The organism is Streptomyces coffeae (assembly GCF_016741875.1).
In the GTDB taxonomy this organism is placed as follows: Bacteria; Actinomycetota; Actinomycetes; order Streptomycetales; family Streptomycetaceae; genus Streptomyces; species Streptomyces coffeae.
Genome location: NZ_JAERRF010000001.1, coordinates 64,076 through 86,887 on the forward strand (window position 1 = coordinate 64,076; position 22,812 = coordinate 86,887).

The 22,812-nt window shown below is 70.8% G+C and carries 16 protein-coding genes and 2 pseudogenes; 12 read left to right on the forward strand and 6 right to left on the reverse strand.

What is annotated here, in order from left to right:
* Positions 1 to 6 precede the first annotated feature (6 nt).
* The 3 genes and pseudogenes from nhaA to JK363_RS00305 all read right to left on the reverse strand — a co-directional run.
* Positions 7 to 1,398 carry a Na+/H+ antiporter NhaA gene (gene nhaA, locus JK363_RS00295; RefSeq protein WP_201870442.1) on the reverse strand — a complete coding sequence of 464 codons (1,392 nt, stop codon included), beginning with the start codon at positions 1,396 to 1,398 and terminating at the stop codon, positions 7 to 9.
* A 198-nt stretch (positions 1,399 to 1,596) separates the two neighbouring features.
* Positions 1,597 to 3,558 carry an acetate--CoA ligase gene (gene acs / locus JK363_RS00300; protein ID WP_201870443.1) on the reverse strand — a complete coding sequence of 654 codons (1,962 nt, stop codon included), beginning with the start codon at positions 3,556 to 3,558 and terminating at the stop codon, positions 1,597 to 1,599.
* A 118-nt stretch (positions 3,559 to 3,676) separates the two neighbouring features.
* Positions 3,677 to 4,705, reverse strand: a pseudogene (locus JK363_RS00305) (carbonic anhydrase); the annotation flags it as partial.
* A gap of 521 nt (positions 4,706 to 5,226) precedes the next feature.
* Between JK363_RS00305 and JK363_RS00310 the strand changes: the two are divergent.
* A complete protein-coding gene (locus tag JK363_RS00310) occupies positions 5,227 to 7,014 on the forward strand; it encodes a hypothetical protein (RefSeq protein WP_372444682.1) in 1,788 nt (595 codons plus the stop codon).
* Here JK363_RS00310 and JK363_RS00315 read toward each other — a convergent pair.
* Positions 6,995 to 7,996, reverse strand: a complete 1,002-nt coding sequence (locus tag JK363_RS00315) for an ATP-binding protein (RefSeq protein WP_201870445.1) — start codon at positions 7,994 to 7,996, stop codon at positions 6,995 to 6,997. The two genes, JK363_RS00310 and JK363_RS00315, sit on opposite strands and share 20 nt — an antisense overlap.
* A 102-nt stretch (positions 7,997 to 8,098) precedes the next feature.
* Here JK363_RS00315 and JK363_RS00320 point away from each other — a divergent pair, with 102 nt between their 5' ends.
* Complete coding sequence (locus JK363_RS00320; RefSeq protein ID WP_201870446.1) at positions 8,099 to 8,917, forward strand: Fic family protein; 819 nt, start codon at positions 8,099 to 8,101, stop codon at positions 8,915 to 8,917.
* Between the two features lie 344 nt (positions 8,918 to 9,261).
* On the opposite strand, the gene JK363_RS00325 is transcribed toward JK363_RS00320, so the two are convergent.
* A complete protein-coding gene (locus JK363_RS00325) occupies positions 9,262 to 10,098 on the reverse strand; it encodes an HAD family hydrolase (protein WP_201870447.1) in 837 nt (278 codons plus the stop codon).
* 453 nt (positions 10,099 to 10,551) lie between these two features.
* Between JK363_RS00325 and ssd the strand changes: the two genes are divergently transcribed.
* From ssd to JK363_RS44555, 7 genes and pseudogenes are all read left to right on the forward strand, one after another.
* Positions 10,552 to 11,661: a septum site-determining protein Ssd gene (ssd, locus tag JK363_RS00330; RefSeq protein ID WP_201870448.1), complete on the forward strand. Its 1,110-nt coding sequence runs from the start codon at positions 10,552 to 10,554 to the stop codon at positions 11,659 to 11,661.
* Positions 11,658 to 12,824, forward strand: a complete 1,167-nt coding sequence (locus JK363_RS00335; RefSeq protein WP_201870449.1) for a TadA family conjugal transfer-associated ATPase — start codon at positions 11,658 to 11,660, stop codon at positions 12,822 to 12,824. Before ssd ends, JK363_RS00335 begins: the two co-directional genes overlap by 4 nt.
* Positions 12,821 to 13,756, forward strand: a complete 936-nt coding sequence (locus JK363_RS00340) for a type II secretion system F family protein (protein WP_201870450.1) — start codon at positions 12,821 to 12,823, stop codon at positions 13,754 to 13,756. Before JK363_RS00335 ends, JK363_RS00340 begins: the two co-directional genes overlap by 4 nt.
* A gap of 58 nt (positions 13,757 to 13,814) precedes the next feature.
* Complete coding sequence (locus JK363_RS00345; protein ID WP_307821551.1) at positions 13,815 to 14,561, forward strand: type II secretion system F family protein; 747 nt, start codon at positions 13,815 to 13,817, stop codon at positions 14,559 to 14,561.
* 123 nt (positions 14,562 to 14,684) lie between these two features.
* Positions 14,685 to 14,882: a DUF4244 domain-containing protein gene (locus JK363_RS00350; RefSeq protein WP_201870452.1), complete on the forward strand. Its 198-nt coding sequence runs from the start codon at positions 14,685 to 14,687 to the stop codon at positions 14,880 to 14,882.
* A 64-nt stretch (positions 14,883 to 14,946) separates the two neighbouring features.
* On the forward strand, positions 14,947 to 15,396 hold the full coding sequence (locus tag JK363_RS00355; protein ID WP_372444697.1) for a TadE family type IV pilus minor pilin: 450 nt from the start codon (positions 14,947 to 14,949) through the stop codon (positions 15,394 to 15,396).
* Between the two features lie 65 nt (positions 15,397 to 15,461).
* Positions 15,462 to 15,659, forward strand: a pseudogene (locus JK363_RS44555) (Rv3654c family TadE-like protein); the annotation flags it as partial.
* Positions 15,660 to 15,803: 144 nt separating this feature from the next.
* On the opposite strand, the gene sftH reads toward JK363_RS44555, so the two are convergent.
* Positions 15,804 to 18,260 carry a DEAD/DEAH box helicase gene (sftH, locus tag JK363_RS00365; RefSeq protein WP_201870453.1) on the reverse strand — a complete coding sequence of 819 codons (2,457 nt, stop codon included), beginning with the start codon at positions 18,258 to 18,260 and terminating at the stop codon, positions 15,804 to 15,806.
* A 54-nt stretch (positions 18,261 to 18,314) separates the two neighbouring features.
* Here sftH and bldG point away from each other — a divergent pair, with 54 nt between their 5' ends.
* From bldG to JK363_RS00380, 3 genes are all read left to right on the forward strand, one after another.
* Positions 18,315 to 18,656: an anti-sigma factor antagonist BldG gene (gene bldG, locus JK363_RS00370; protein WP_009716787.1), complete on the forward strand. Its 342-nt coding sequence runs from the start codon at positions 18,315 to 18,317 to the stop codon at positions 18,654 to 18,656.
* A 90-nt stretch (positions 18,657 to 18,746) separates the two neighbouring features.
* A complete protein-coding gene (locus JK363_RS00375; RefSeq protein WP_201870454.1) occupies positions 18,747 to 19,178 on the forward strand; it encodes an ATP-binding protein in 432 nt (143 codons plus the stop codon).
* Positions 19,179 to 20,187: 1,009 nt separating this feature from the next.
* On the forward strand, positions 20,188 to 22,635 hold the full coding sequence (locus JK363_RS00380) for a sodium-translocating pyrophosphatase (RefSeq protein WP_201870455.1): 2,448 nt from the start codon (positions 20,188 to 20,190) through the stop codon (positions 22,633 to 22,635).
* Positions 22,636 to 22,812 lie beyond the last annotated feature (177 nt).

A 22,812-nucleotide genomic window follows, 5' to 3' on the forward strand; every position in this document is an offset into this window, starting at 1 on the left:
CTCAGATCATGCCGGACCATCGTCGCCGGAGTCCCCAGCGGCGGCCATTTCGGCAAGCCGTCGGTGTTCGGCGGCCTTCGCCTCATGGATCGCGGCCATCCGAAGGTGGTATTCCGGGCTGTCGAGTTCATAGATGTCGGGGATGCCGTCCATGTCCTCGTCCCGGTCCTCCTCCTGACACAGCCGCCGGTACGTGTTGTTGCGCATCTTGAGGAGGACGCCCGCGACCAGCGCGGCACACAGCGACCCGATGAGCACCGCTGCCTTGATCTCCTCGGCGAGCACCGGGTCGCCGGGGAAGGCGAGTTCGCCGATGAGGAGCGAGACGGTGAAGCCGATTCCGGCGAGTGAGGCGACCGCGAGCACATCCCCCCAGGCCAGGTCCTCGTTGAGCTCGGCCTTGGTGAAGCGGGCGGCCAGCCAGGAGCCGCCGAAGACGCCGACGGTCTTGCCCACGACGAGCCCGAGGACCACGCCGAGCGTCTCGGGGCGGGTGAAGACGTCCGCGACCGCGCCGCTGGAGAGGGGCACTCCGGCGGCGAACAGGGCGAACAGCGGCACCGCCAGCCCCGCCGACAACGGTCGTACCCGGTGCTCGATCCGCTCCGCGGGGGACCGCTCCTCGCCGTCGTGCACGGTGCAGCGCAGCATCAGGCCCATCGCGACGCCCGCGACGGTGGCGTGCACCCCGCTGGCATGCATCAGGGCCCAGATGACCACGGCGAGCGGTACGTAGACATAGCTGCCGCGTACGCCCTTGCGGTGCAGCAGCCAGAAGAGCGCGAGTCCGGCGAAGGACAGCACGAGGGGGAGGAGGTGGATGTTCCTGGTGAAGAAGATCGCGATGATCAGGATCGCGCCGAGGTCGTCGACCACGGCGAGGGTGAGCAGGAACGCGCGCAGGGCGGCGGGCAGCGCGGTGCCGATGACCGCGAGGACGGCGAGCGCGAAGGCGATATCGGTGGCGGTCGGTACCGCCCAGCCCTGGAGGCTGCCGCCTCCGGCCGCGCCGACGGCGACGTAGACCAGCGCGGGTACGGCCATCCCGCACACAGCGGCGACCACGGGCAGTGCGGCCGCCTTGGGGTCACGCAGCTCTCCGGCGACCAGCTCGCGCTTGAGCTCGATCCCGGCCACGAAGAAGAAGATGGTCAGCAGGCCGTCGGTGGCCCAGGAGGCGACCGACAGATGCAGATGCAGCGCTTCGGGGCCGAAGGAGAACTCTTTGACATCGGTGTAGAAGCCGCTGAGCGGGGTGTTCGCGAGGATCAGCGCGGCGATGGCGGCGACGAGCAGGATGACGCCGCCGACGGTCTCGGTGCGCAGTGCGTCGGTGACGAACGTCCGCTCGGGCAGCGACTGACGTCCGAGGAAGGTGCGGCGGGCGGGCGCGGCCACGTGCGGGCCTCCTGAGGTCGGTGGGGCAGATACACAGGTGGTGTGTGCCGACCAGACTTCCCGGCTCGCCTCTTCATCTTGTCGCGGTTTTGACGCGACGGATCTCAACCTTAACCCGGATGCGTGAGGGGCGCCCCCGCCGGGCGGGGGCGCCCCTCATCTGTGCACCGCGCTGACCTGGTGCGGAGACCTGACCGCTCAGTCCTCGCTGGGCGCGGAGGGCAGCTTGCTCTGGATCAGTTCCATGACGGAGGAGTCGGTGAGCGTGGTGACATCGCCCAGGGCGCGGTTCTCGGCGACATCGCGCAGCAGACGGCGCATGATCTTGCCGGAACGGGTCTTGGGCAGCTCGGCGACCGGCAGGATCCGCTTCGGCTTGGCGATCGGGCCGAGCTGCTTGGCGACATGCGCCCGCAACTCCTCGACCAGGCCCTCGTCCTCGGCCGCACTACCGCGCAGGATCACAAAGGCGCAGATGGCCTGGGTGGTCTGCGGGTCCGTCGCCCCGACCACCGCGGCCTCGGCGACCTTGGGGTGCGAGACGAGCGCCGACTCGACCTCGGTGGTGGAGATGTTGTGGCCGGACACCAGCATCACATCGTCGACCCGGCCGAGCAGCCAGATATCGCCGTCGTCGTCCTTCTTGGCGCCGTCGCCCGCGAAGTACCGCTTCTCGAAACGGGACCAGTAGGTGTCCAGATAACGCTGGTCGTCGCCCCAGATCGTCCGGAGCATGGACGGCCACGGCTCGGTGAGCACCAGATAGCCGCCCGCGCCGTTCGGCACCTCGTTGGTATCGTCGTCGACAACGGTGGCGGAGATGCCCGGGAGCGGGACCTGCGCCGAGCCGGGCTTGGTGGCGGTGACGCCCGGCAGGGGCGTGATCATGATGCCGCCGGTCTCGGTCTGCCACCAGGTGTCGACCACGGGCGTCTGGTCCGCGCCGATGTGCTTGCGGTACCAGATCCAGGCCTCGGGGTTGATCGGCTCGCCGACCGAGCCGAGGATCCGCAGCGACGACAGATCGAACTTGGCCGGGATGTCGTCGCCCCACTTCATGCAGGCGCGGATCGCGGTCGGGGCGGTGTACAGGATGGTGACCCCGTACTTCTGGACGATCTCCCACCAGCGGCCCTGGTGCGGGGTGTCCGGAGTGCCCTCGTAGAGCACCTCCGTGGCGCCGTTGGAGAGCGGGCCGTAGACGATGTACGAGTGGCCGGTGACCCAGCCGACGTCCGCCGTGCACCAGTAGACGTCCGTCTCCGGCTTGAGGTCGAAGACGGCGTGGTGGGTGTAGGAGACCTGGGTGAGATAGCCGCCGGTGGTGTGCAGGATGCCCTTCGGCTTACCGGTCGTGCCCGAGGTGTAGAGGATGAACAGCGGGTGCTCGGCGTCGAACGCCTCGGGGGTGTGCTGCTCCGGCTGGCGGTCGACGATCTCGTGCCACCACACATCGCGGCCCTCGCTCCAGGCCACGTCCTGGCCGGTGCGCCGGACCACCAGCACGCTGCGCACATTCTCCGTACCGGGGCGGGTCAGGGCCTCGTCGACGGCGGGCTTGAGCGCGGACGGCTTGCCGCGGCGGTAGCCGCCGTCGGCGGTGATGACGACGCGGGCGTCGGCGTCCTGGATGCGGGTGGCGAGAGCGTCGGCCGAGAACCCGCCGAAGACCACGGAGTGCGGGGCGCCGATACGGGCGCAGGCCAGCATCGCGACCGCGGTCTCCGGGATCATCGGCATATAGATGGCGACCCGGTCGCCCCCCTGGACCCCCAACTCGGTGAGGGCGTGCGCCGCTTGGGAGACCTCGCGCTGGAGCTCGGCGTAGGTCAGGGAGCGGGTGTCGCCGGGCTCCCCTTCGAAGTGGAACGCGACGCGGTCGCCCAAACCGTTCTCGACATGACGGTCGACGCAGTTGTACGCGACATTGAGCTTGCCGTCGGCGAACCACTTCGCGAACGGCGGATTGGACCAGTCGAGTGTCTCATTCGGCTCGGTCGCCCAGGTCAGCCGACGGGCCTGCTCGGCCCAGAAGCCCAGGCGGTCCGCCTTTGCCCGCTTATACGCCTCAGCAGTGACATTGGCGCTGGCAGCAAGCTCGGCGGGCGGCGCGAAGCGACGCTCCTCCCGAAGAAGGTTGGCCAGGCTTTCGTTGCTCACGACATCTCCCATTCCCAGGGTGTCCGTTGTGTCCCAGGCCATAGCTCATCAGCCCGCGGCACCCCCTGACAAGGGCTGTTGCCGAAAATTGGTTTAGACCTATAGTGAACGTTGTTGATCACCTCACCCCCAGCGCGCCCGGGGCGGCTTCGCTGTGCGCCCCGTCGCCGTTCGCGCTCACACAGGGAGTGGTCATCGACGGCACGCCGTCGCCCGCCCGGACGGCCAGGAACCGGCCCGAACCGGTCTCCAGGACGTAGGTCTGGGCTTCTGCCACATGGAAGTACATCCCGTGCAGCGTCAGCTTGCCCTCCGCCACCCGCCGGGCGACACAGGGATGTGCCCGGAGGTGGTCGAGCTGCTGGATCACATTGATCAGCGCCAGCCGCTCCACATCGTCGGCCACCGGCCGGTCGGCCAGCGCGACCTCGCCGCGGCCCAGCCGCCCGATCCGCTCCATACGGGCCAGCCCTGGCCGCCCGTGGCGGAGCCAGCGCGCCAGTGGAGTCTGCCCATCGCCAGGGTCGACCGGGTCCGCGCCCTGGGGTCGGGGCGGGGCTGAGCTCCCGGGTGGATCCGCGGCCTCCGCCGTCTCCGCGGCCTCCGCCGTCTCCGCGGCCTCCGCCGTCTCGGGCCCCGACGACGGCTGGACCGGAACCGAGGTCGACGAACCGAGCAATGCCTGCATCGCCCCGCATCCGGAGTGGCCGCACACCGTGATGCTGCCGACCTTCAGCACCTCCACCGCGTACTCGATCGCCGCGCCCACCGAATCGCAGGAGTCATCGCTGCCCGGCGGCGGCACCAGATTGCCCACATTGCGCACGGTGAACAGATCGCCGGGTCCACTGGAGGTGATCATGCTGGTCACCAGACGGGAGTCGGCGCAGGTGAGGAAGAGCTGACCGGGCCGCTGCCCTTCGCGCGCCAGCCGGGCCAGCTCCTCGCGCACCAGCGGTGCGGTGTTGCGCTGGAACGCACTGACCCCGCCGAGCAGTTGGCCGCCGCCGGGTCTGCCGCCCGGCCCCTCTGTCGAGCCGGGGTGGGTGCACCGGTGGTCGCGCCACGGTGTCCATGGCCGACAGCCACGGACACCGACCGGCTCCCCTCCCGGCCGCCCCGCCAGGCCCCCATGGCTGGTCTGCCCGTCGAGGGCGTTCGGGCCGTGGACGGTGCTCCCGCCGCTCCGCTCCCGGCGTAGCGGAACACCGCCGAGCAGCACGGAGACTGCTCCGCCGCCGAGGGTGGCCATCAGCCCGGCCTCGAGCGTGACTCCGGCGGCCAGTGCGATACCCAGGGAGAGGGGAATGGTGATCAGGAAGACGGCGATCGAGGCGGAGAGAGCCGTGCGGCGCGAGGTCCCGCCGAGCCGGTCCAAGAGTTTCACCATTCCCGTCCTCTCCGGGGCTTCGTGGTCGCGGACACCACACGGTCATGGGAGGCGGTCTGCTGTGCCACCGACTCCCAAGCATTGGTAAATGAATGGTAATGCTGAGTAAAGTCCGCGGGAAGCATTTCGGGGTGAGCTGTGCTGATATTCCATCTATCGGGTGAATAGTCATTTGAAATGCCTTGTCATGCTCTGTCTTCTTCTTGATCCGTGCGAGGTTGGCTCCCATCCGGCCGGAGCTCCCGGGTCAAGGGAGACAAGAGGGATGAGGTGGCGGTATGAGGGTCAGGAGAAACGTCACTGCATGGCTCGCCGTGATGACGGCACTGGCGGCGCTGGCCAACTGCTCGGGAGACTCCGGGGACGGACAGGACACCGCGGGCAGCGGAGGTTCGCACGACAGGGAACGTCCGCAGAAGGGCCCCGCCGTGCCGAAGCGCCCGGACCACGCCGGTAAGGCGTTTCGGCTCATCGGTGACGGTTCGACCGCCTACACCGGTCCGCAGCCCCATCAGTTCAGGACCGATACGCTCGAACCCGGCAAGAAGCCACCGCAGTTCGTCGTGTTCTCGTGGGACGGCGCCGGCCAGGACGAGCAGAAGCTGTTCTCCCACTTCCGCGAGGTCGGCAAGAAGTACGGCGCGACGATGACGTACTTCCTCAGCGGCGTCTACATGCTGCCCACCGATAAGCGGGACCTCTACGATCCGCCGAGACATCCGCGCGGCACCTCGTCCATCGGCTTCAACGATGTCAAGGGCGTCCGGGACACCGTGGAACAGCTACGGGGCGCCTGGCTCGACGGCAACGAGATCGGCACCCACTTCAACGGCCACTTCTGCGGTTCCGACGACGGCGTCGGCACCTGGACGCCGAGCGAGTGGATGAGCGAGACCCGGCAGGCCGAGGAGTTCGTGAAGAACTGGAAGACCAACACCGGCCTCGAGGACGAGGACCCGCTGCCCTTCGACTACGAAAAGGAACTCGTCGGCGGCCGTGCCCCGTGCCTGGAGGGGCAGAAGAACCTCCTGCGGGCGGCGAAGAAGATGGGCTGGCGCTACGACGCGAGTTCCGTCGGCGGCCTTCAGGTCTGGCCCGGCAAGATCAACGGCATCTGGGACTTCCCGCTCCAGCAGATCCCGGTACCGGGCCGGGCGTACGAGACCCTGTCGATGGACTACAACTTCCTGGCCAACCAGTCGGGTTCCTCGACCAACGGCAAGAAGTCCAAGCGCGCCGCATGGGGCCGCCAGATGCGCGACGGCCTGCTCGCCGCCTTCGACCGGGCGTACGAGGGCAACCGTGCGCCGCTGTTCGTGGGCAACCACTTCGAGTCCTGGAACGGCGGGACCTATATGCACGCCGTCGAGGAGGTCATCAAGGAGGTCTGTCCGCGCGAGGGCGTCTACTGCGTGTCCTTCAAGCAACTGGCCGACTGGCTGGACGCGCAGAATCCCATGGTCCTGGAGAAACTGCGGACGGTGGACGTCGGACAGCGGCCGGAGGGCGGCTGGAAGCGCTACCTCGCCGCCAAGCCGACCTTCCCGCGCTCGTCCGCCCCGGCCGAGAGGAAGCGGGAAGACGATCACGGAGAGAAGGGCGATCACGGACGGAAGAGTGGCCACGGACGGGAGGACGAGCCCAGGCGGCAGGACGAGCCGGGTCGGGAGGACGGTCCCGGCCGGGATGAGGGTCCCGGCCGCGATGAAAGCCCCCGCCGGGAGGATGGTCCCGACCGGGAGGACGGTCCCGGTCGGGAGGACACCTACGGGCGCGAACGGGAGGACACTGAGCGCGAGTATGGCTCCGGCCGGGAGCGCGACGCGGAGCGGGAGCACTCCGGCCGGGAGGGCCGGGAGGAACGCTCCGACCGGAACAACGCGTCCGGCCGGGAGTTGATGTCCGAGCGGAGTGAAGAGCCCGAGCGTTACCAGGAGTCCGACCGCTACCAGGAGCCGGACGGCTACGGGGAGTCCGAGCGCTACCAGAATGCCGGTGGCGACCAGGACTCCGGCACCGATCAGGGCTCCGAAGAGGATGAATCGGCTAGGCGGGAGCGGGAGTAGCCGCCGCCGCGCCCATGGCGAACTCATCCAGCGCGAAGGCGGGGTCCACCTGGGCCGCCAGGTCGGCCCCTGTCTTCGCGTTGCCCCAACTCTGCGCGTTCTTCAGGTGGAAGTGGACCATCTGGCGGGTGTAGCGCTGCCAGTCGCGCCGCTCGTACGAGGCGTCCACCGCCGCGTGGAGGGTCCGCAGCGACTCGCGGTTCGGCTCTTCCAGCTCCTCGAAGCGGGGCGGGCGGCCCTTCTCCATGGCCCGGACCCAGTCGGAGTGGCCGATGGTGACCAGCAGGTCATCGCCCACTTGCGCACGTAGGAAGTCGAGGTCGTCGGGGCCCTGCACCTTGTTGCCCACCACGCGCAGCGCCACGTCGAAGTCGCGGGCGTACTCCTTGTACTGGCGGTAGACGGCGATGCCCTTACGGGTGGGCTCGGCGACCAGGAACGTCATATCGAAGCGGGTGAAGAGACCGGAGGCGAAGGAGTCGCTGCCCGCCGTCATGTCGACGACGACGAACTCCCCCCGTCCGTCGACGAGATGGTTCAGACACAGCTCGACCGCGCCGACCTTGGAGTGGTAGCAGGCGACACCGAGATCGGACTCGGTGAAGGGGCCGGTCGCCATCAGCCGCACCTCCCCGTCGTCGAGCCGGACGGTCCGGGCGCACGCCTCGTAGACGGGGTTGTCCTCGCCGATGCGCAGCAGTCGTGACCCCTCGCCCGGCGGTGTTGTCTTGATCATGGTGTCGGCGGATGCGATCCGGGGGTTCTCACCGCGCAAGTAGTCCTTGATCAGCGGAAGATGGGCGCCCATGGCGGGCAGCGCGGCGGCCTCCGTCTCGTCGAGGCCGAGCGCCGCGCCCAGGTGCTGGTTGATGTCGGCGTCGACGGCGACGACAGGGGCGCGGGTGGCGGCGAGATGGCGGATGAACAGCGACGACAGCGTTGTCTTGCCGCTGCCACCCTTGCCTACGAAAGCGATCTTCATGTTCACCTAGCGTAGGTGAGTGATCCTCTTCCATGAGGGATTTACGTGAAGAAGACCACTCCAACGAGGGGCGCCCGGCAGGCGGTGCGTAGGGTCGTACTCATGAGTACGACAGATCCGCTCGCCGTCCTGGCCGCGCTGCCCGGCGTGGCCGAGTCCGTGGACGCCGTACGCACGGCTGTGGACCGGGTCTACGGTCATCGTGTGATGCGTCGCCGCAGCAATGAGGTCACCTCCGAGGCGGCGTTGCGCGGAGCGCGTGGCTCCGCGGCGCTGGCCGGGGCCGACTGGGCGCTGGAAGAGGTGCGCCGCCGCACCGACTTCGGGACTGCGGGCGAGCCGCATCTGGTGGGTGCGGCGCTGCGGCTGACTGCCGAGGCGGGGCAGCTGCTGACCGTGTGGCGGCAGTCGCCGCTGCGGGTGCTGGCCCGGCTGCACTTGGTCGCGGCCGGGGGGACCGGGGCGGACGACGCCGTGGGGCGGCCCCGCCAGGCGGGCGAACGGGTGGACGAGGTGCTGGTCGGTCCGGAACCGCCGGGCGCGGACGAGGTGGCGGGGCGGCTCGACGGACTGGCGCGGCTGCTGCTCGCGGGGACCGAGGCGCCGGCGCTGGTGACGTCGGCCGTGGTGCACGGTGAACTGCTCGCGCTGCGGCCCTTTGTCTCCTGCAACGGTCTGGTGGCGCGTGCGGCCGAGCGGATCGTACTGGTCGGCAGCGGGCTGGACCCGAAGTCGATCTGTCCCGCGGAGGTGGGGCACGCCGAGCAGGGGACCGCGGCGTATGTGGCGGCGCTGGAGGGCTATGTGTCCGGGACGCCGGAGGGGATGGCGGCGTGGATTGCGCACTGCGGGCGGGCGGTTGAGCTCGGGGTGCGGGAGAGCACGGCGGTGTGCGAGGCGTTGCAGCGCGGAGCGGCCTGACAGCGGGACGCCGTCCGAACGGCCTGGAGCCGGGGCGGAGTTGGGGGCGGACGCAGAGTTGCGGCGGTACCACGGGGGTACCGCCGCTGGCACGTCCGTCGGGTTACCATGCGTGCACAAATATTTGCCCATCAGGCCGGGATCTTTGCCCGTTACCTGGTGCGGCTGGCCCGTAATCGACGGGTCGGCGTCGCGTGGGTGCCCGACATTCGTGCTCGGTCCGTGGGGCCTTGGTGCGTCTGGGGGTTTCCTCCCGGATCCCCTGGTCTCGCGGGCCGTCGATTCCTTTCTACTCCTGCGAGCGGCCAAGCGGAACCCCTTGCCGCAGATCTTTGCTATTGCCGTCAAATCCGGGCATACAGTGCGCGGCGCCGATTGGCGTACCAGACCAGACCGGCGGTGGCGGCGGCCGCGCCCACCGCGGCGGCCACGGCCAGCACCGGACGCGGTGGCATGGAGAACGAGGGGAGGCGCTGCTTCAGCCGGACCGGGCGGTTGAAGGAGAGCACCGGCCAGCCGCGGGCGGCCGCCTCGCGGCGCAGGGCGCGGTCCGGGTTCACCGCGTGGGGGTGGCCGACCGCCTCCAGCATCGGTAGATCGGTGGCCGAATCGCTGTAGGCGTAACAGCGCGAGAGGTCGTATCCCTCGGACTCGGCGAGCTCGGCGATCGCCTCCGCCTTGGTCGGGCCGTAGGCGTAGTACTCCACTTCACCGGTGAACACCCCGTCCTCGACGACCATGCGGGTGGCCACCACACGGTCCGCGCCGAGAAGCTCGCCGATCGGCTCCACGACTTCGGCTCCCGACGTGCTGACGATCACTACATCGCGCCCGGCGCTGTGATGTGCCTCGATGAGTGAGGCGGCCTCGTCGTAGATGATGGGGTCGATCAGATCGTGCAGGGTCTCTGCGACGATCTCCTTCACCTGCTGGACATTCCATCCGCGGCACAGCGCCGAGAGGTACTCGCGCATCCGCTCCATCTGCTCGTGATCCGCACCGCCCGCGAGGAAGACGAACTGTGCATAGGCGGTGCGCAGTACGGCACGGCGGTTGATCAGACCACCCTGGTAGAAGGACTTGCTGAAGGTGAGCGTGCTTGACTTCGCAATGACCGTCTTGTCCAGGTCAAAGAAGGCGGCTGTCCGAGGCAAGGAGTGGTTTTCCACGACGCCGAGCATAGGGCCCACCATTCGGCGTAAGCTGAGGCGCGTGGGTTTGCCTGAGAAGGCTCTCGGGTACACCATGGAAGTCACGGATCGTTCGCGACCGTGCTAACCCGGTCCGACTCCTCCCCCCCCGAGTCGGCCGTGGGGACGACCCCCGCTCTCCCCCCCGGCGGGGGTCGTCGCATGTCCGGACGCTTTTTCGGTGTGCTCACCGGATCGGGCTCCTTCCCGTGGGTCCTCGCTGTCTTCCTCGCCACCAGCCTGAACGGTAACCGTGCGTAATCGCCAGGCTGCTCTCCGGAAGTCACTGGTTTAGGTGACTGGGATATTCACAGCTGATGAGTTGTCCACAGTTTTGGACCAAGATCCCCAAGATTTTCTGGATCGCCGCATCGTGATTCTCCGCGAAGTTCGCGCTCGCCGTTAGCGGGAGTGAGTGCGCGTAACGGATATGGGGAGGGGATCGTGGCTGCATCCATCACACCGGAACGACCGGCGGCGCCCGAAGAACAGCGGAACGGACCGCTGATCGTGACCGAGGACGAGGAACTTCTCGACGATCTGCTGCGGTTGTGCGCGGCGGCCGGAGCGGAGCCGGAAGTGGCACATGGGGCGCCCACGCGCAGAGGCAGTTGGGAGGGCGCGCCGCTGATCCTCGTCGGCGACGACTCAGCCGCCCGGCTGTGCGGCCGCGCCCGCAGGGAAGGGGTTCTGCTCATCGGGCGCGACCTCGACGACCACGGCATCTGGCGGCGGGCCGTCGATCTCGGCGCGGATCATGTCGCGTTTCTGCCCGATGCGGAGACATGGCTGGTGGACCGGATCGCCGATGTCGCCGAGGGGGTGGGGCGACAAGCCCTGACTGTCGGGGTCATCGGCGGGCGTGGCGGCGCCGGCGCCTCCACCCTTGCCTGTGCCCTGGCCGTCAGCGCGGCCCGCGCGGGCCGGCGCACGATGCTGATCGACGGCGATCCGCTGGGCGGGGGTCTCGATGTGCTGCTCGGTGGCGAGGGCGCGGAGGGCTTGCGATGGCCCGCCTTCGCCGAATCGAGGGGCCGGGTCGCCGGGAGCGCGCTCGAGGAGTCCCTGCCCGAGCTGCACTCCCTGCGGGTGCTCAGCTGGGACCGCGGCGACGCGGTGGTCATTCCCGACTCGGCGATGCGCGCAGTGCTGGCCGCGGCCCGGCGGCGGGGCGGAGTCGTGGTGGTGGATCTGCCCCGGAGGATCGACGACGCCACGGCCGAGGCCCTGGCCCAGATCGACCTCGGGCTGCTGGTCGTCCCCGCGGAGCTGCGGGCCGTGGCGGCCTCTCACCGAGTGGCGTCCACGGTGGGGATGGTGCTGCGCGATCTGCGTGCGGTGGTGCGGGGCCCGTGCGGGCCCGAGCTCGACGACGAGGAGATCGCGGGTCTGCTCGGGCTGCCGCTGGCCGGTCAACTGCCGCCGGAGCCCGGCCTGTCGGCCGCCTTGGACGGCGGGGAGCCCCCGGGAGCCAGTGCGCGCGGACCGCTCAGCCGGTTCTGCACCGAGTTCTGGGCGCGCGCCCTGGCTGGTGAAGGGGGCGTGCCCGCATGAGCGCCGCACCGACGGAGCTGCTGGACGCGGTGCGATTGCGGCTCGCCGAGAGCGGAGCAGAGCCCACCCCCGCCCGGGTGGCCGCGGCCCTCCGGGAGGAGGGGCGGCTGCTCGGCGACACAGAGGTGCTCGGAGTGGTCGCGACCCTGCGTTCCGAGCTGGTCGGCACCGGCCCCCTGGAGCCGCTGCTCGCCGCCCCCGATGTCACGGACGTCCTGGTCACGGCCCCCGACGAGGTGTGGGTGGACCGGGGTTCGGGGCTGGAGCGCACAGCCGTGACCTTCCCTGACGCCGCGGCCGTGCGCAGGCTCGCCCAGCGGCTCGCCGCGGTGGCCGGGCGGCGGCTGGACGACGCCCGGCCATGGGTGGACGCCCGGCTGCCGGACGGGACGCGGCTGCACGCCGTGCTCCCGCCGGTGGCCGTCGGCTCCACCTGTCTGTCGCTGCGAGTGGTGCGCCCGCGGGCGTTCTCCCTCGACGAGCTGGTGGCGGCCCGGACCGTGCCGCCCGGCGGCGCGGACCTGCTGCGGGCGATGCTGGACGCCCGGCTGTCGTTCCTCATCAGCGGGGGCACCGGATCGGGAAAGACCACGTTGCTGTCGAGCCTGCTGGGGCTGGTGGCACCGGATGAGCGGATCGTCCTGGCCGAGGACTCGGCCGAGCTGAGGCCCGACCATCCGCATGTGGTCCGGCTGGAGACTCGCCCGGCCAACCAGGAGGGCCGGGGCCAGGTCACCCTGCGGGACCTGGTGCGCCAAGCCCTGCGGATGCGCCCGGACCGGCTGGTGGTCGGGGAGGTGAGGGGCCCTGAGGTGACCGATCTCCTCGGCGCGCTGAACACGGGCCACGAAGGCGGATGCGGCACGGTCCACGCCAATACGGCCAGGGATGTTCCGGCACGGCTGGAGGCGCTCGGCTCGACCGCCGGACTCGACCGGGCCGCGCTCCACAGCCAGCTGGCCGCCGCCCTGTCGGTCGTGGTCCATCTGGTGCGGGACCGCGGCGGGCGGCGCAGGATCGCCGAGCTGCATGTCCTCGACCGGGACCGCGGGGGCTATGTCACCACCGTGCCCGCGGCGCTGTGGGGCCCGTACGGCTTCGAACGGGCCGAGGGCTGGCAGCAGCTCCGGAGCCTCTGTGAACGGGGCGGAGGCGCCGTATGACGGGCGTGGAAGCGGATCGTGGAGCGCTGGCGCTGTGCGCCGCGGTGCTGTGCGCGGGAGCGGCCGTGTGGCTGCTCGCCAAGCGGGACCGGGAGCTGCGCCGCGCCAGGCTGCTGTTCGTGGGTGGCGCCCCCGTCGCATCGGCCGCACCCGTCGCGCCGGATCCGGCGCGGAGGGCGGCAGAGGTTGCCGCCGGGGTGCGGGAGCGATGGCGAGTCCGGTACGGCGGGAGGATGGGCCGTGAGCTGCTGTGTCTCCCGGCCGGGGGCGTGGTCGCGCTGCTGGGCGCATCGGTCCTGCCGCTGCTCTTCGCGGTGGCGGCCGTGCCGGTCATGGGCCGGTGGCTGCGGCGCCGGGAGCGCGGACGGGTCCGCGAGCGGCGCGCCGCCGGGGTGATCGAGCTGTGTTCGGCGGTGGCGGGCGAGCTGCGCGCCGGGCGGCAGCCCGGCGAGGCGCTGCTCGCCGTGTCCCCGAGCGACCTCGGGGAGCGATGGGGGCTGGTGGCGGCCGCCGCCCGGTTCGGCGGCGATGTGCCCGAAGCGCTGCGCAGAGCGGCTCGCGCGCCGGGGGCCGAGGGTCTGACCGGGGTGGCCGCCTGCTGGCAGGTGGCGGTCGACGAGGGCGCGGGGCTGGCCGCCGGGCTCGACCGGGTGGCCGCGGCGCTCCGCGCCGAGCGCGACCAGCGGGAGGATCTGCACGCCAAGCTGGCGGGGCCCCGGGCCACCGCGATGGCCCTGGCCGGGCTGCCCCTTGTCGGGTTGATCCTGGGCAGTGCGCTGGGCGCCGATCCGCTGCATGTGCTGCTGCACACCCCGGCCGGTCTCGGGTGTCTGGTGCTGGGCGGGCTGCTGGAGTGGGCCGGGCTGTTCTGGACCGGCCGGCTGGTGCGGTCGGCGCTCGCCTCCTCCGGGGCCGTGGCCGATGAGCGCTGACGTTGTCCACAGGCTGGGGATTGTGTTGTCCGCCGCGGCGGCCGTCCTGTGCACGGTGATGGCCGTGCTCGAGTCCCGTCGGCAGCGGACCGCCCGGCGTCGGCTCGTGGCTCTGCTGCCGGGACACGGGAGCGGACCGCCGAAGCGGCCGCGGCCATGGGAGCGTCGGCGCACCGCCGCCGGTGAGGGCGCGGCCCTGGCGTGGTCGGCCTCCTTCGGCGCGCTGCTGGCCGGTCCAGCGGTGGTCGAGGGACCGGTGGGGTGGGTGCTGGGGTTCGCCGCCGCGTACGGCGTACGGCGCTGGCAGCGGCGCCGTCAGGCCCTCGGTGGCCCTTCCGCCCACGGCCGCCGTAGCGAGGTCGCTGCGGTACGGCAGATTCCGCTGGCGGCCGATCTGCTGACCGCCTGCCTGGCGGCCGGAGCGGGGCCGCGCAGAGCGGCGGAGGCGGTGGGCGTGTCGCTGGGCGGCCCGGTCGGCGAGCGGCTGGCCCGGACGGCGGCGGAGCTGCGGCTGGGAGGCGAACCGGCCGATGCCTGGGGGCGGATGGGTGCTCTTCCCGGAGCGCGAGGGCTGGCGCGCGCCTTGGAGCGAGCCGGGACGACAGGCGCACCGGCCGTGGAGCCGGTCTCCCGGGTGGCCGCCGAATGCCGCGCCGAACAGACCCGGAAGGCGGTGAAACGGGCCGACCGCACCGCCGTACGGGCCACCGCGCCCCTCACGGTCTGCTTTCTGCCCGCGTATCTGCTGATCGGCCTGGCTCCGGTGATGGTCGGGCTCGCGGGCGGACTGATGGGCCGCGGCTGAGCGCGGCGTCCCGGACCAGCCGTGGAGCGCTGGCGAATGACAGGCGATCCGACCCGACAACCACGAGATGACCTCAAGACAACACAACGACGACCGCAAACGACGATCACAAGGGGGACCGACATGGTGAAGCAATGGTGGACACGGCGGTATGTGGCGCTGTGTGCCAGGGCCGAGGCGGGCATGACCACCGCCGAGTACGCGATGGGGACGATTGCGGCATGCGCCTTTGCCGCGGTGCTCTACAAGGTGGTGACGAGCGGAAGTGTCAGCGGCGCGCTCGAGTCGGTGATCGGGCAGGCGCTCGATGCGCGGTTCTGACAGGGCGCGCGATTTTGACTCGGCGCGCGGTTCTGGCTCGGCGCGCGGTTCTGGGGAACCGCGGCTGGAGGAGACCGGTCGGAGGGGTCCGTGCGCCGGGAGCGGCGCGCGGGGCACCCCCGTCCCGCCCCGCACGGGCCGGGACGGCGGCTATGTCACCGCGGAGGCCGCCATCGCACTGCCGGTGCTGGCGCTGTTCTCGCTGATGCTGATCTGGGGCCTGATGGCCGCGGCGGCGCAGTTGCAGTGCGTTGACGCGGCGCGGGCCGGGGCGAGGGCGGCGGCGCGCTCGGAGCCGAAGGCGGCCGCAGTGGCCGCCGCCCGGTCGGCTGCACCCCGCGGAGCCCGTGTCGAGCTGTGGAGGGAGGGCGATCTGGTGAGGGTGCGGGTCGAAGCCCGCTCGGCCGGACCCGGTCCGCTCGCGGTGGGTCTGCGCGGCGAGGCGGCCGCCCTCGCCGAGGACGCCGTCGGCCCACCGCCGGAGGTGACCGGGGCACGGGGGTCGGTGCCGTGAGGAGGACGGACGACCGCGGGTCGGCGACGGTCTGGGCCGTGGTGGCCACCACAGCCGTCTGCGCGGTGTTCGCGGCCGTATTGGCCGCCGGGCAGGCCATGCTGGCCCGCCACCGCGCGGGCGCCGCCGCCGATCTGGCCGCACTCGCGGCCGCCGATCACGGCCTGGAGGGGAAGGGTGCGGCGTGCCGCCTCGCCCGGCGGGTCGCCTCCGCCCAGGGAGCCCATGTGGTGCGGTGCGCCCTGAGCGGGGAGATCGCCGATCTCACGGCGGAGGTGCGCGCCGGGCCGTTCACCCTCCGGGCAAGGGCGCGGGCCGGGCCCGCGGCCACGACCGTCACCGACGGCCCCGAGCGGCGGCCGGACCCGGCCCGCGCGGTGCGTTCGGAGACCGGGGAGCGGAGCACGTCATCCGGCGGCGGCGATCTGCTCGGGGGCCCCGGCGAGCAGCGTCGTCAGCAGGCGGATCGCGGCCCTCTTGTCGAGCGGGTCATTGCCGTTGCCGCACTTGGGCGACTGGATGCAGGACGGGCACCCCGCCTCGCACTCACAGGCGGCGATGGCCTCGCGGGTGGCGGTCAGCCAGCGGGCGGCCGTGTGGAAGGCACGCTCGGCGAAGCCCGCCCCGCCGGGGTGCCCGTCGTAGACGAAGACCGTGGGCAGCAGCGTGTCCGGGTGGAGCGGCACCGAGACCCCGCCGATGTCCCAGCGGTCACAGGTCGCGAAGAGCGGCAGGATGCCGATGGAGGCGTGCTCAGCGGCGTGCAGGGCACCACCGAGCGCCTGCGGGTGTACCCGTGCGTCCTCGAGCTGATCCTCGGTGACGGTCCACCACACGGCGCGGGTGCGCAATGTGCGCGGCGGGAGGTCGAGCTTGGATTCCCCGAGCACCTCACCGGTGATCAGCTTGCGGCGGAGGAAGGACACGACCTGGTTGGTGACCTCGACCGAGCCGAAGCACAGCCGGGCGTCCCCCCATGGGATCTCGGTGGTGGTCTCCAGGATGGAGATGGCCGTGGTGTCGCGGGCGGTGGTGGAGTACGGCGGACTGGCCTCTTCCACCAGGGCGACCGAGTCGTCGAGGTCGAGCTGCTTCACCAAGTAGCTCCGGCCCTGGTGGAGGTGGACGGCGCCCTCGTGGACCGTACTGTGGGCGGCCGAGGAGTCCACGGTGCCCAGCAGCCGACCGGTCGCCGCCTCCACGACCTGGACCGGGCTGCCGCCCTCCCCGCGGATGTCGGTGAGGTCCGCGGCGCGCTCACGGCGGGTCCAGTGCCAAGCGGTCGCCCGGCGGCGCAGCAGCTTGCGCTGCTCCAGCTGCGGCACCAACTCCTCGGTGGCGGGGCCGAACAGCTCCAGATCCGCCGGGGTGAGCGGCAGCTCGGCCGCGGCCGCGCACAGATGCGGCGCAAGGACGTACGGGTTGTCCGGGTCGAGCACGGTCGACTCGACCGGCTGACGGAAAAGCGCGTCCGGGTGGTGGACTAGATAAGTGTCCAGCGGATCGTCCCGGGCGACGAGGATCGCCAGGGCTCCCTGTCCGCTGCGCCCGGCCCGCCCCGCCTGCTGCCACAGGGACGCGCGGGTGCCGGGATAGCCCGCCAGGACGACGGCGTCCAGACCGGCCACGTCCATGCCGAGCTCCAGGGCAGTGGTCGCGGCGAGCCCGAGGAGTTCACCGGAGTGGAGCGCGCGCTCCAGGGCACGGCGTTCCTCGGGGAGATAGCCGCCCCGGTATGCGGCCACCCGGTCCGGCAGCGAGCGGTCCACCTCCGCCAGCCGTTCCTGGGCGATCAGCGCGATCAGCTCCGCGCCCCGCCGGGAGCGCACGAAGGCGACCGTGCGGACGCCCTGGACGGCCAGATCGGTGAGCAGATCCGCGGTCTCGGCAGTGGCGGTGCGGCGGACCGGGGCGCCCTGCTCGCCGTGCAACTCGGTCAGGGGCGGCTCCCAGAGGGCGAAGACGACCTCGCCGCGGGGCGAGGAGTCCTCGGTGATCTCCACGACCGGCAGACCGGTCAGCCGGCTTGCCGCCACGGCGGGATCGGCGGCTGTGGCCGAGGCGAGCAGGAAGACGGGCGAGGAGCCGTAACGGGCGCAGACACGCCGGAGCCGGCGCAGCACCTGGGCGACATGGGAGCCGAAGACACCCCGGTAGGTGTGGCACTCGTCGATGACCACATAGCGCAGCGCGCGCAGAAAGGAGGACCACCGGGGATGGCCCGGCAGGATGCCCCGGTGCAGCATGTCGGGGTTGGTGAGGACGTAGTTCGCGTACTGCCGCACCCATTCGCGTTCCTCGACCGGCGTGTCGCCGTCGTAGACCGCGGCGCGGATCGCGGTGCCGAGCGGGGCGGTGAGATCGGCCACCGCGCGGCGCTGATCGGCGGCCAGCGCCTTGGTGGGCGAGAGATACAGCGCGGTCGCTCCCCGCCCGCTGGGCTCCTCGGAACCATCCAGCAGAGTGCTGAGGACGGGTGCAAGATAGGACAAGGATTTACCGGAAGCGGTTCCGGTGGCGACCACCACCGATTCACCGCGCAGCGCGTGCTCGGCCGTACGCGCCTGGTGAGCCCATGGACGGCCGATTCCGGCGGCGCTGATGGCCTCGATCACTTCCGGCCGGATCGGCGAAGGCCAGTCGGCATGGCTTCCGAGACGCGGGGGCAAGTGCTCCGTATGAGTGATGCGCGCGCCTCGGCCCGCCCCCGTGCCGAGCCGACCGAGGACAGCCCGAGGTGAGGGGCGTATGCCCGCCTGCTGCGGGAGTTGGTTGTGGGCCATCGACACCGAGTGTGTCACTGGTCTGACGGACAATGGGCTCAAGGCGTCGTGCACGCCTGCTGGTAAGTGATTGAATGCCATCGCGGCTGCCGATCCATGGGGGGCGACCGCTCGATGCAAGGTGCTGGAGGATCCGTGGACCTGTCCCTGTCGACTCGGACCGTTGGCGACCGCACGGTCGTCGAGGTCGGTGGCGAGATTGATGTATACACCGCGCCCAAGCTGCGCGAGCAGCTGGTCGAGCTTGTCAACGACGGTAGCTACCACCTGGTCGTCGACATGGAGGGCGTCGACTTTCTCGACTCCACCGGGCTCGGCGTGCTCGTCGGCGGGCTGAAGCGCGTACGTGCCCATGAGGGCTCACTGCGCCTGGTGTGCAACCAGGAGCGCATTCTCAAGATCTTCCGTATCACCGGCCTGACCAAGGTGTTCCCGATTCACACCTCGGTCGAGGACGCTGTCGCGGCGACCGACTGACTCAGTCGTCGCAGGAAGACACCGAAGGGGGAACCGGGCGCCATCGCCCGGCCCCCCGACTTGCACGCCCATACGCCCGAGGGGGATGGCATGGCCACCGTCGAACTCCGCTTCAGCGCGTTGCCCGAGCACGTCAGGACCGCCCGACTGGTCGCTGCGGCAGTGGCGCGCCGGGCCGGGGTGGATGAGGCCGTGCTCGACGAGGTGCGGCTCGCGGTCGGCGAGGCGTGCACCCGTGCGGTGGGACTCCATCTGAGCTATGGGGTGGAAGCCCCGGTACGGGTGGCGCTGACCGAGGAGGAGAAGAAGTTCTCCATCGAGATCGGTGATGAGTCCCCGACCTCGGCCGCTCTGGCGCCCGGCACCCCCGGTGGGGACGAGGAGTCCGAGCCCGAGGGTGAGGACGAGATGGGCCTGGCCGTGATCAAGGGGCTTGTCGACGACGTCGAGGTGACGACCAGCGAGACCGGTGGAGTGATCCGGATGAGCTGGCCGACTTCTCCTGACTCCCAGGTGTCATAGGGCCGCCAGGGCAGGGGTGTCGTAGGAGCCTGCTGGCTCGGCTGTATGTCGTAGCCGCCCCGGCAAGGTGTCGGGTCGGCCCTCCCGTCCGGCACGGCCATTCCGCCTGGCACCGCTGCTGTGTGCCGCCACGTTCCGGGGTGCGCGTTGTTGCGCCTTCGCGGTGGCGTGGCCGTCGCGAGGCTCCGCTGATGCCGACGGCTGCCCAGTGCGCGATGACTGGCTTCGTGCCTCGGCGCGATGTCGGGTGCGGTCTCTTCTCCTCCTGCCGTTCCCGGCCTCCCGGCCTCCCGGCCTCCCGGCCTCCCGGCCTCCCGGCCTCCCGGCCTCCCGGCCTCCCGGCCTCCCGGCCTCCCGGCCTCCCGGCCTCCCGGCCTCCCGGCCTCCCGGCCTCCCGGCCAGTCGTCCGCGCTGCGCTGCGCCGCCTCACCTTGCCGTTCCCGGCCCTGGCTCCGGCTCTGGTCAGGGGCCCGTGCCGCCTCACCTTGCCGTTCCCGGCCCCGGCCAGACGCGTCTCCGCCGCCCTCGGCGCTTTGCCCTGCGGTCCGCGTCCCCGCCTCTGCCCCTGCGGGGCCCGGGCGCTCCTGACCCCGCGACCTTGGATGACCTTCAGGCCTCGCCTGCGCGTGGCCCGGCGCCCCCTCCGCTGTCCCTCACAGACCTCCACCGACCTCTCGACGATCTTTCGCATCGCTTGTCGACCGGGGTGTCGCGATCAGCTTCGGTAATGCCCTGATCAGCACTTTTCATAGTGCACCGAGATCATTTATGGAGATCATTTGACACCCGTCAGCGAATTGTCGACCGTCCCCCTTCCGGACGAATTCGCGGCCCTCAAACCTATTGATCTTCGCTGGTGCAGGCGAATTCCTATTCCGGCGCCCTGTTTTGATCGTGTGACGCTCCCTACAATCCGTCCACATCCCAAGCTCAGGACGCCTGAGCGTGGCGGCTCTTCTGCGGTCGCAGAACTGCTGCGCGCCCATGTGCCAAACGTCAAGGAGGACGAATGGCGGGGCCTCTCACCCCTCATCAGCTGGACCTCACCCCAACCCTGGCCGCCGCAGAGCTGACCGATGACAACCGTGTGATCGTGCTGGTGATCGCCGCCGTCGCGATCGCGGCGCTCGCGGTCGCGGTGGTGCTGGTACGACAAGTCCTCGCGGCCGGCGAGGGCACGGACAGCATGAAGAAGATCGCCGCGGCCGTGCAGGAAGGCGCGAATGCCTATCTCGCCCGGCAGCTGCGTACCCTCGGCGGATTCGCCGTAGTGGTGTTCTTCCTGCTCATGCTGTTGCCTGCGGACGACTGGGCGCAGCGCATCGGGCGTTCGGTGTTCTTTCTGATCGGCGCGGGATTCTCGGCGGCCACCGGCTATATCGGGATGTGGCTCGCGGTGCGCAGCAATGTGCGTGTCGCCGCGGCGGCCCGTGAAGCCACTCCCGCCGCTTCCGCCTCACCCGGCACATCCGTCAATGGAGACTCCGCTTCCTCCGGGCCCGGCCAGTCGGGCGTGGATCTGACGGCCGTCTCGCACAAGGCGATGAAGATCGCCTTCCGGACGGGTGGTGTGGTCGGCATGTTCACCGTGGGCCTCGGCCTGCTGGGCGCCTCCTGCGTGGTGCTCGTCTACGCCGCAGACGCGCCCAAGGTGCTGGAGGGCTTCGGCCTCGGTGCCGCGCTGATCGCGATGTTCATGAGGGTCGGCGGTGGCATCTTCACCAAGGCCGCCGACGTCGGTGCCGACCTGGTCGGCAAGGTCGAGCAGGGCATCCCCGAGGACGACCCGCGCAATGCCGCGACCATCGCGGACAACGTGGGCGACAACGTCGGCGACTGCGCGGGCATGGCCGCGGACCTCTTCGAGTCCTACGCCGTGACCCTGGTCGCCGCGCTGATCCTCGGCAAGGCCGCGTTCGGCGACTCCGGGCTGGCCTTCCCGCTGCTCGTCCCGGCCATCGGCGTGCTCACCGCCATGATCGGGATCTTCGCGGTGGCCCCGCGCCGCTCCGACCGGAGCGGGATGACTGCCATCAACCGCGGTTTCTTCATCTCCGCGGTGATCTCGATGGTGCTGGTGGCGGCCGCGGTCTTCGTGTATCTGCCGTCCAGTTACGCGGATCTCGACGGGGTCACCGACCGCGAGATCCTCGGCCACAGCGGCGACCCGCGGGTCCTTGCGCTGGTCGCCGTCGCGGTCGGCATCGTGCTGGCCGCGCTCATCCAGCAGCTCACCGGCTACTTCACCGAGACCAACCGGCGTCCCGTCCGGGACGTCGGCAAGACCTCGCTGACCGGCCCGGCCACCGTGGTGCTCTCCGGTATCTCGCTCGGCCTGGAGTCCGCGGTCTACTCGGCGGCGCTGATCGGGCTCAGTGTCTACGGCGCGTTCCTGCTCGGCGGCAGCTCGATCATGCTGGCGCTGTTCGCGGTCGCGCTGGCCGGTACCGGTCTGCTGACCACCGTCGGCGTCATCGTCGCGATGGACACCTTCGGCCCGGTCTCCGACAACGCGCAGGGCATCGCCGAGATGTCCGGCGATGTCGAGGGCGCGGGCGCCCAGGTGCTCACCGACCTCGACGCGGTCGGCAACACCACCAAGGCGATCACCAAGGGCATCGCCATCGCGACGGCGGTGCTCGCCGCGGCCGCGCTCTTCGGCTCGTACCGTGACGCCATCGCCGAGGCCATCGACGATGTGCACGCGACCGTGGCCGGTGAGATGAATCTCAGTCTGGACATCTCGCAGCCCAACAACCTCGTCGGGCTCGTCCTCGGCGCCGCCGTCGTCTTCCTCTTCTCGGGGCTGGCGATCAACGCGGTGTCGCGGTCGGCCGGTGCGGTGGTCTTCGAGGTGCGGCGGCAGTTCCGTGAGAAGCCCGGGATCATGGACTACAGCGAGACGCCGGAGTACGGGCGGGTCGTCGACATCTGCACCAAGGACGCCCTGCGCGAGCTGGCCACCCCGGGTCTGCTCGCCGTCCTGGCGCCCATCGCCGTCGGCTTCACCTTCGGGGTCGGCGCACTCGGCTCCTTCCTGGCCGGGGCGATCGGCACCGGCACCCTGATGGCTGTATTCCTCGCGAACTCCGGCGGTGCCTGGGACAACGCGAAGAAGCTGGTCGAGGACGGTCACCACGGCGGCAAGGGCAGTGCGGCCCACGCCGCCACAGTGATCGGCGACACGGTCGGCGACCCGTTCAAGGACACCGCGGGCCCGGCGATCAACCCGCTGCTGAAGGTGATGAACCTGGTGGCGCTGCTGATCGCCCCGGCGGTGGTGAAGTTCTCGTACGGGGACAACGCCAGTCCGGGGCTGCGCGCGGTCATCGCGGTGACCGCCGTCGTGATCATCGTGGGAGCGGTCTACGTCTCCAAGCGGCGCGGCATCGCCGTGGGTGACGAAGGCAACTCCGAACGCGTGGCGAAGTCAGCCGACGCGGCGGTGGTGTCCTGACCCCGGGGTCGGTCATGGGGCTGTGAGAGCCCTCACGACGTGCGGGCGGGTGGTGTGCACCGGCACACCGTCCGCCCGCACGCAGGCTCACCGGATGTCCCTCCGCGGAGTGAGGCGGACAGCACACCGGGCTTGATGCAAATGGCTTCAAAAGGGTTCACAAGGGACGCCCGTCCC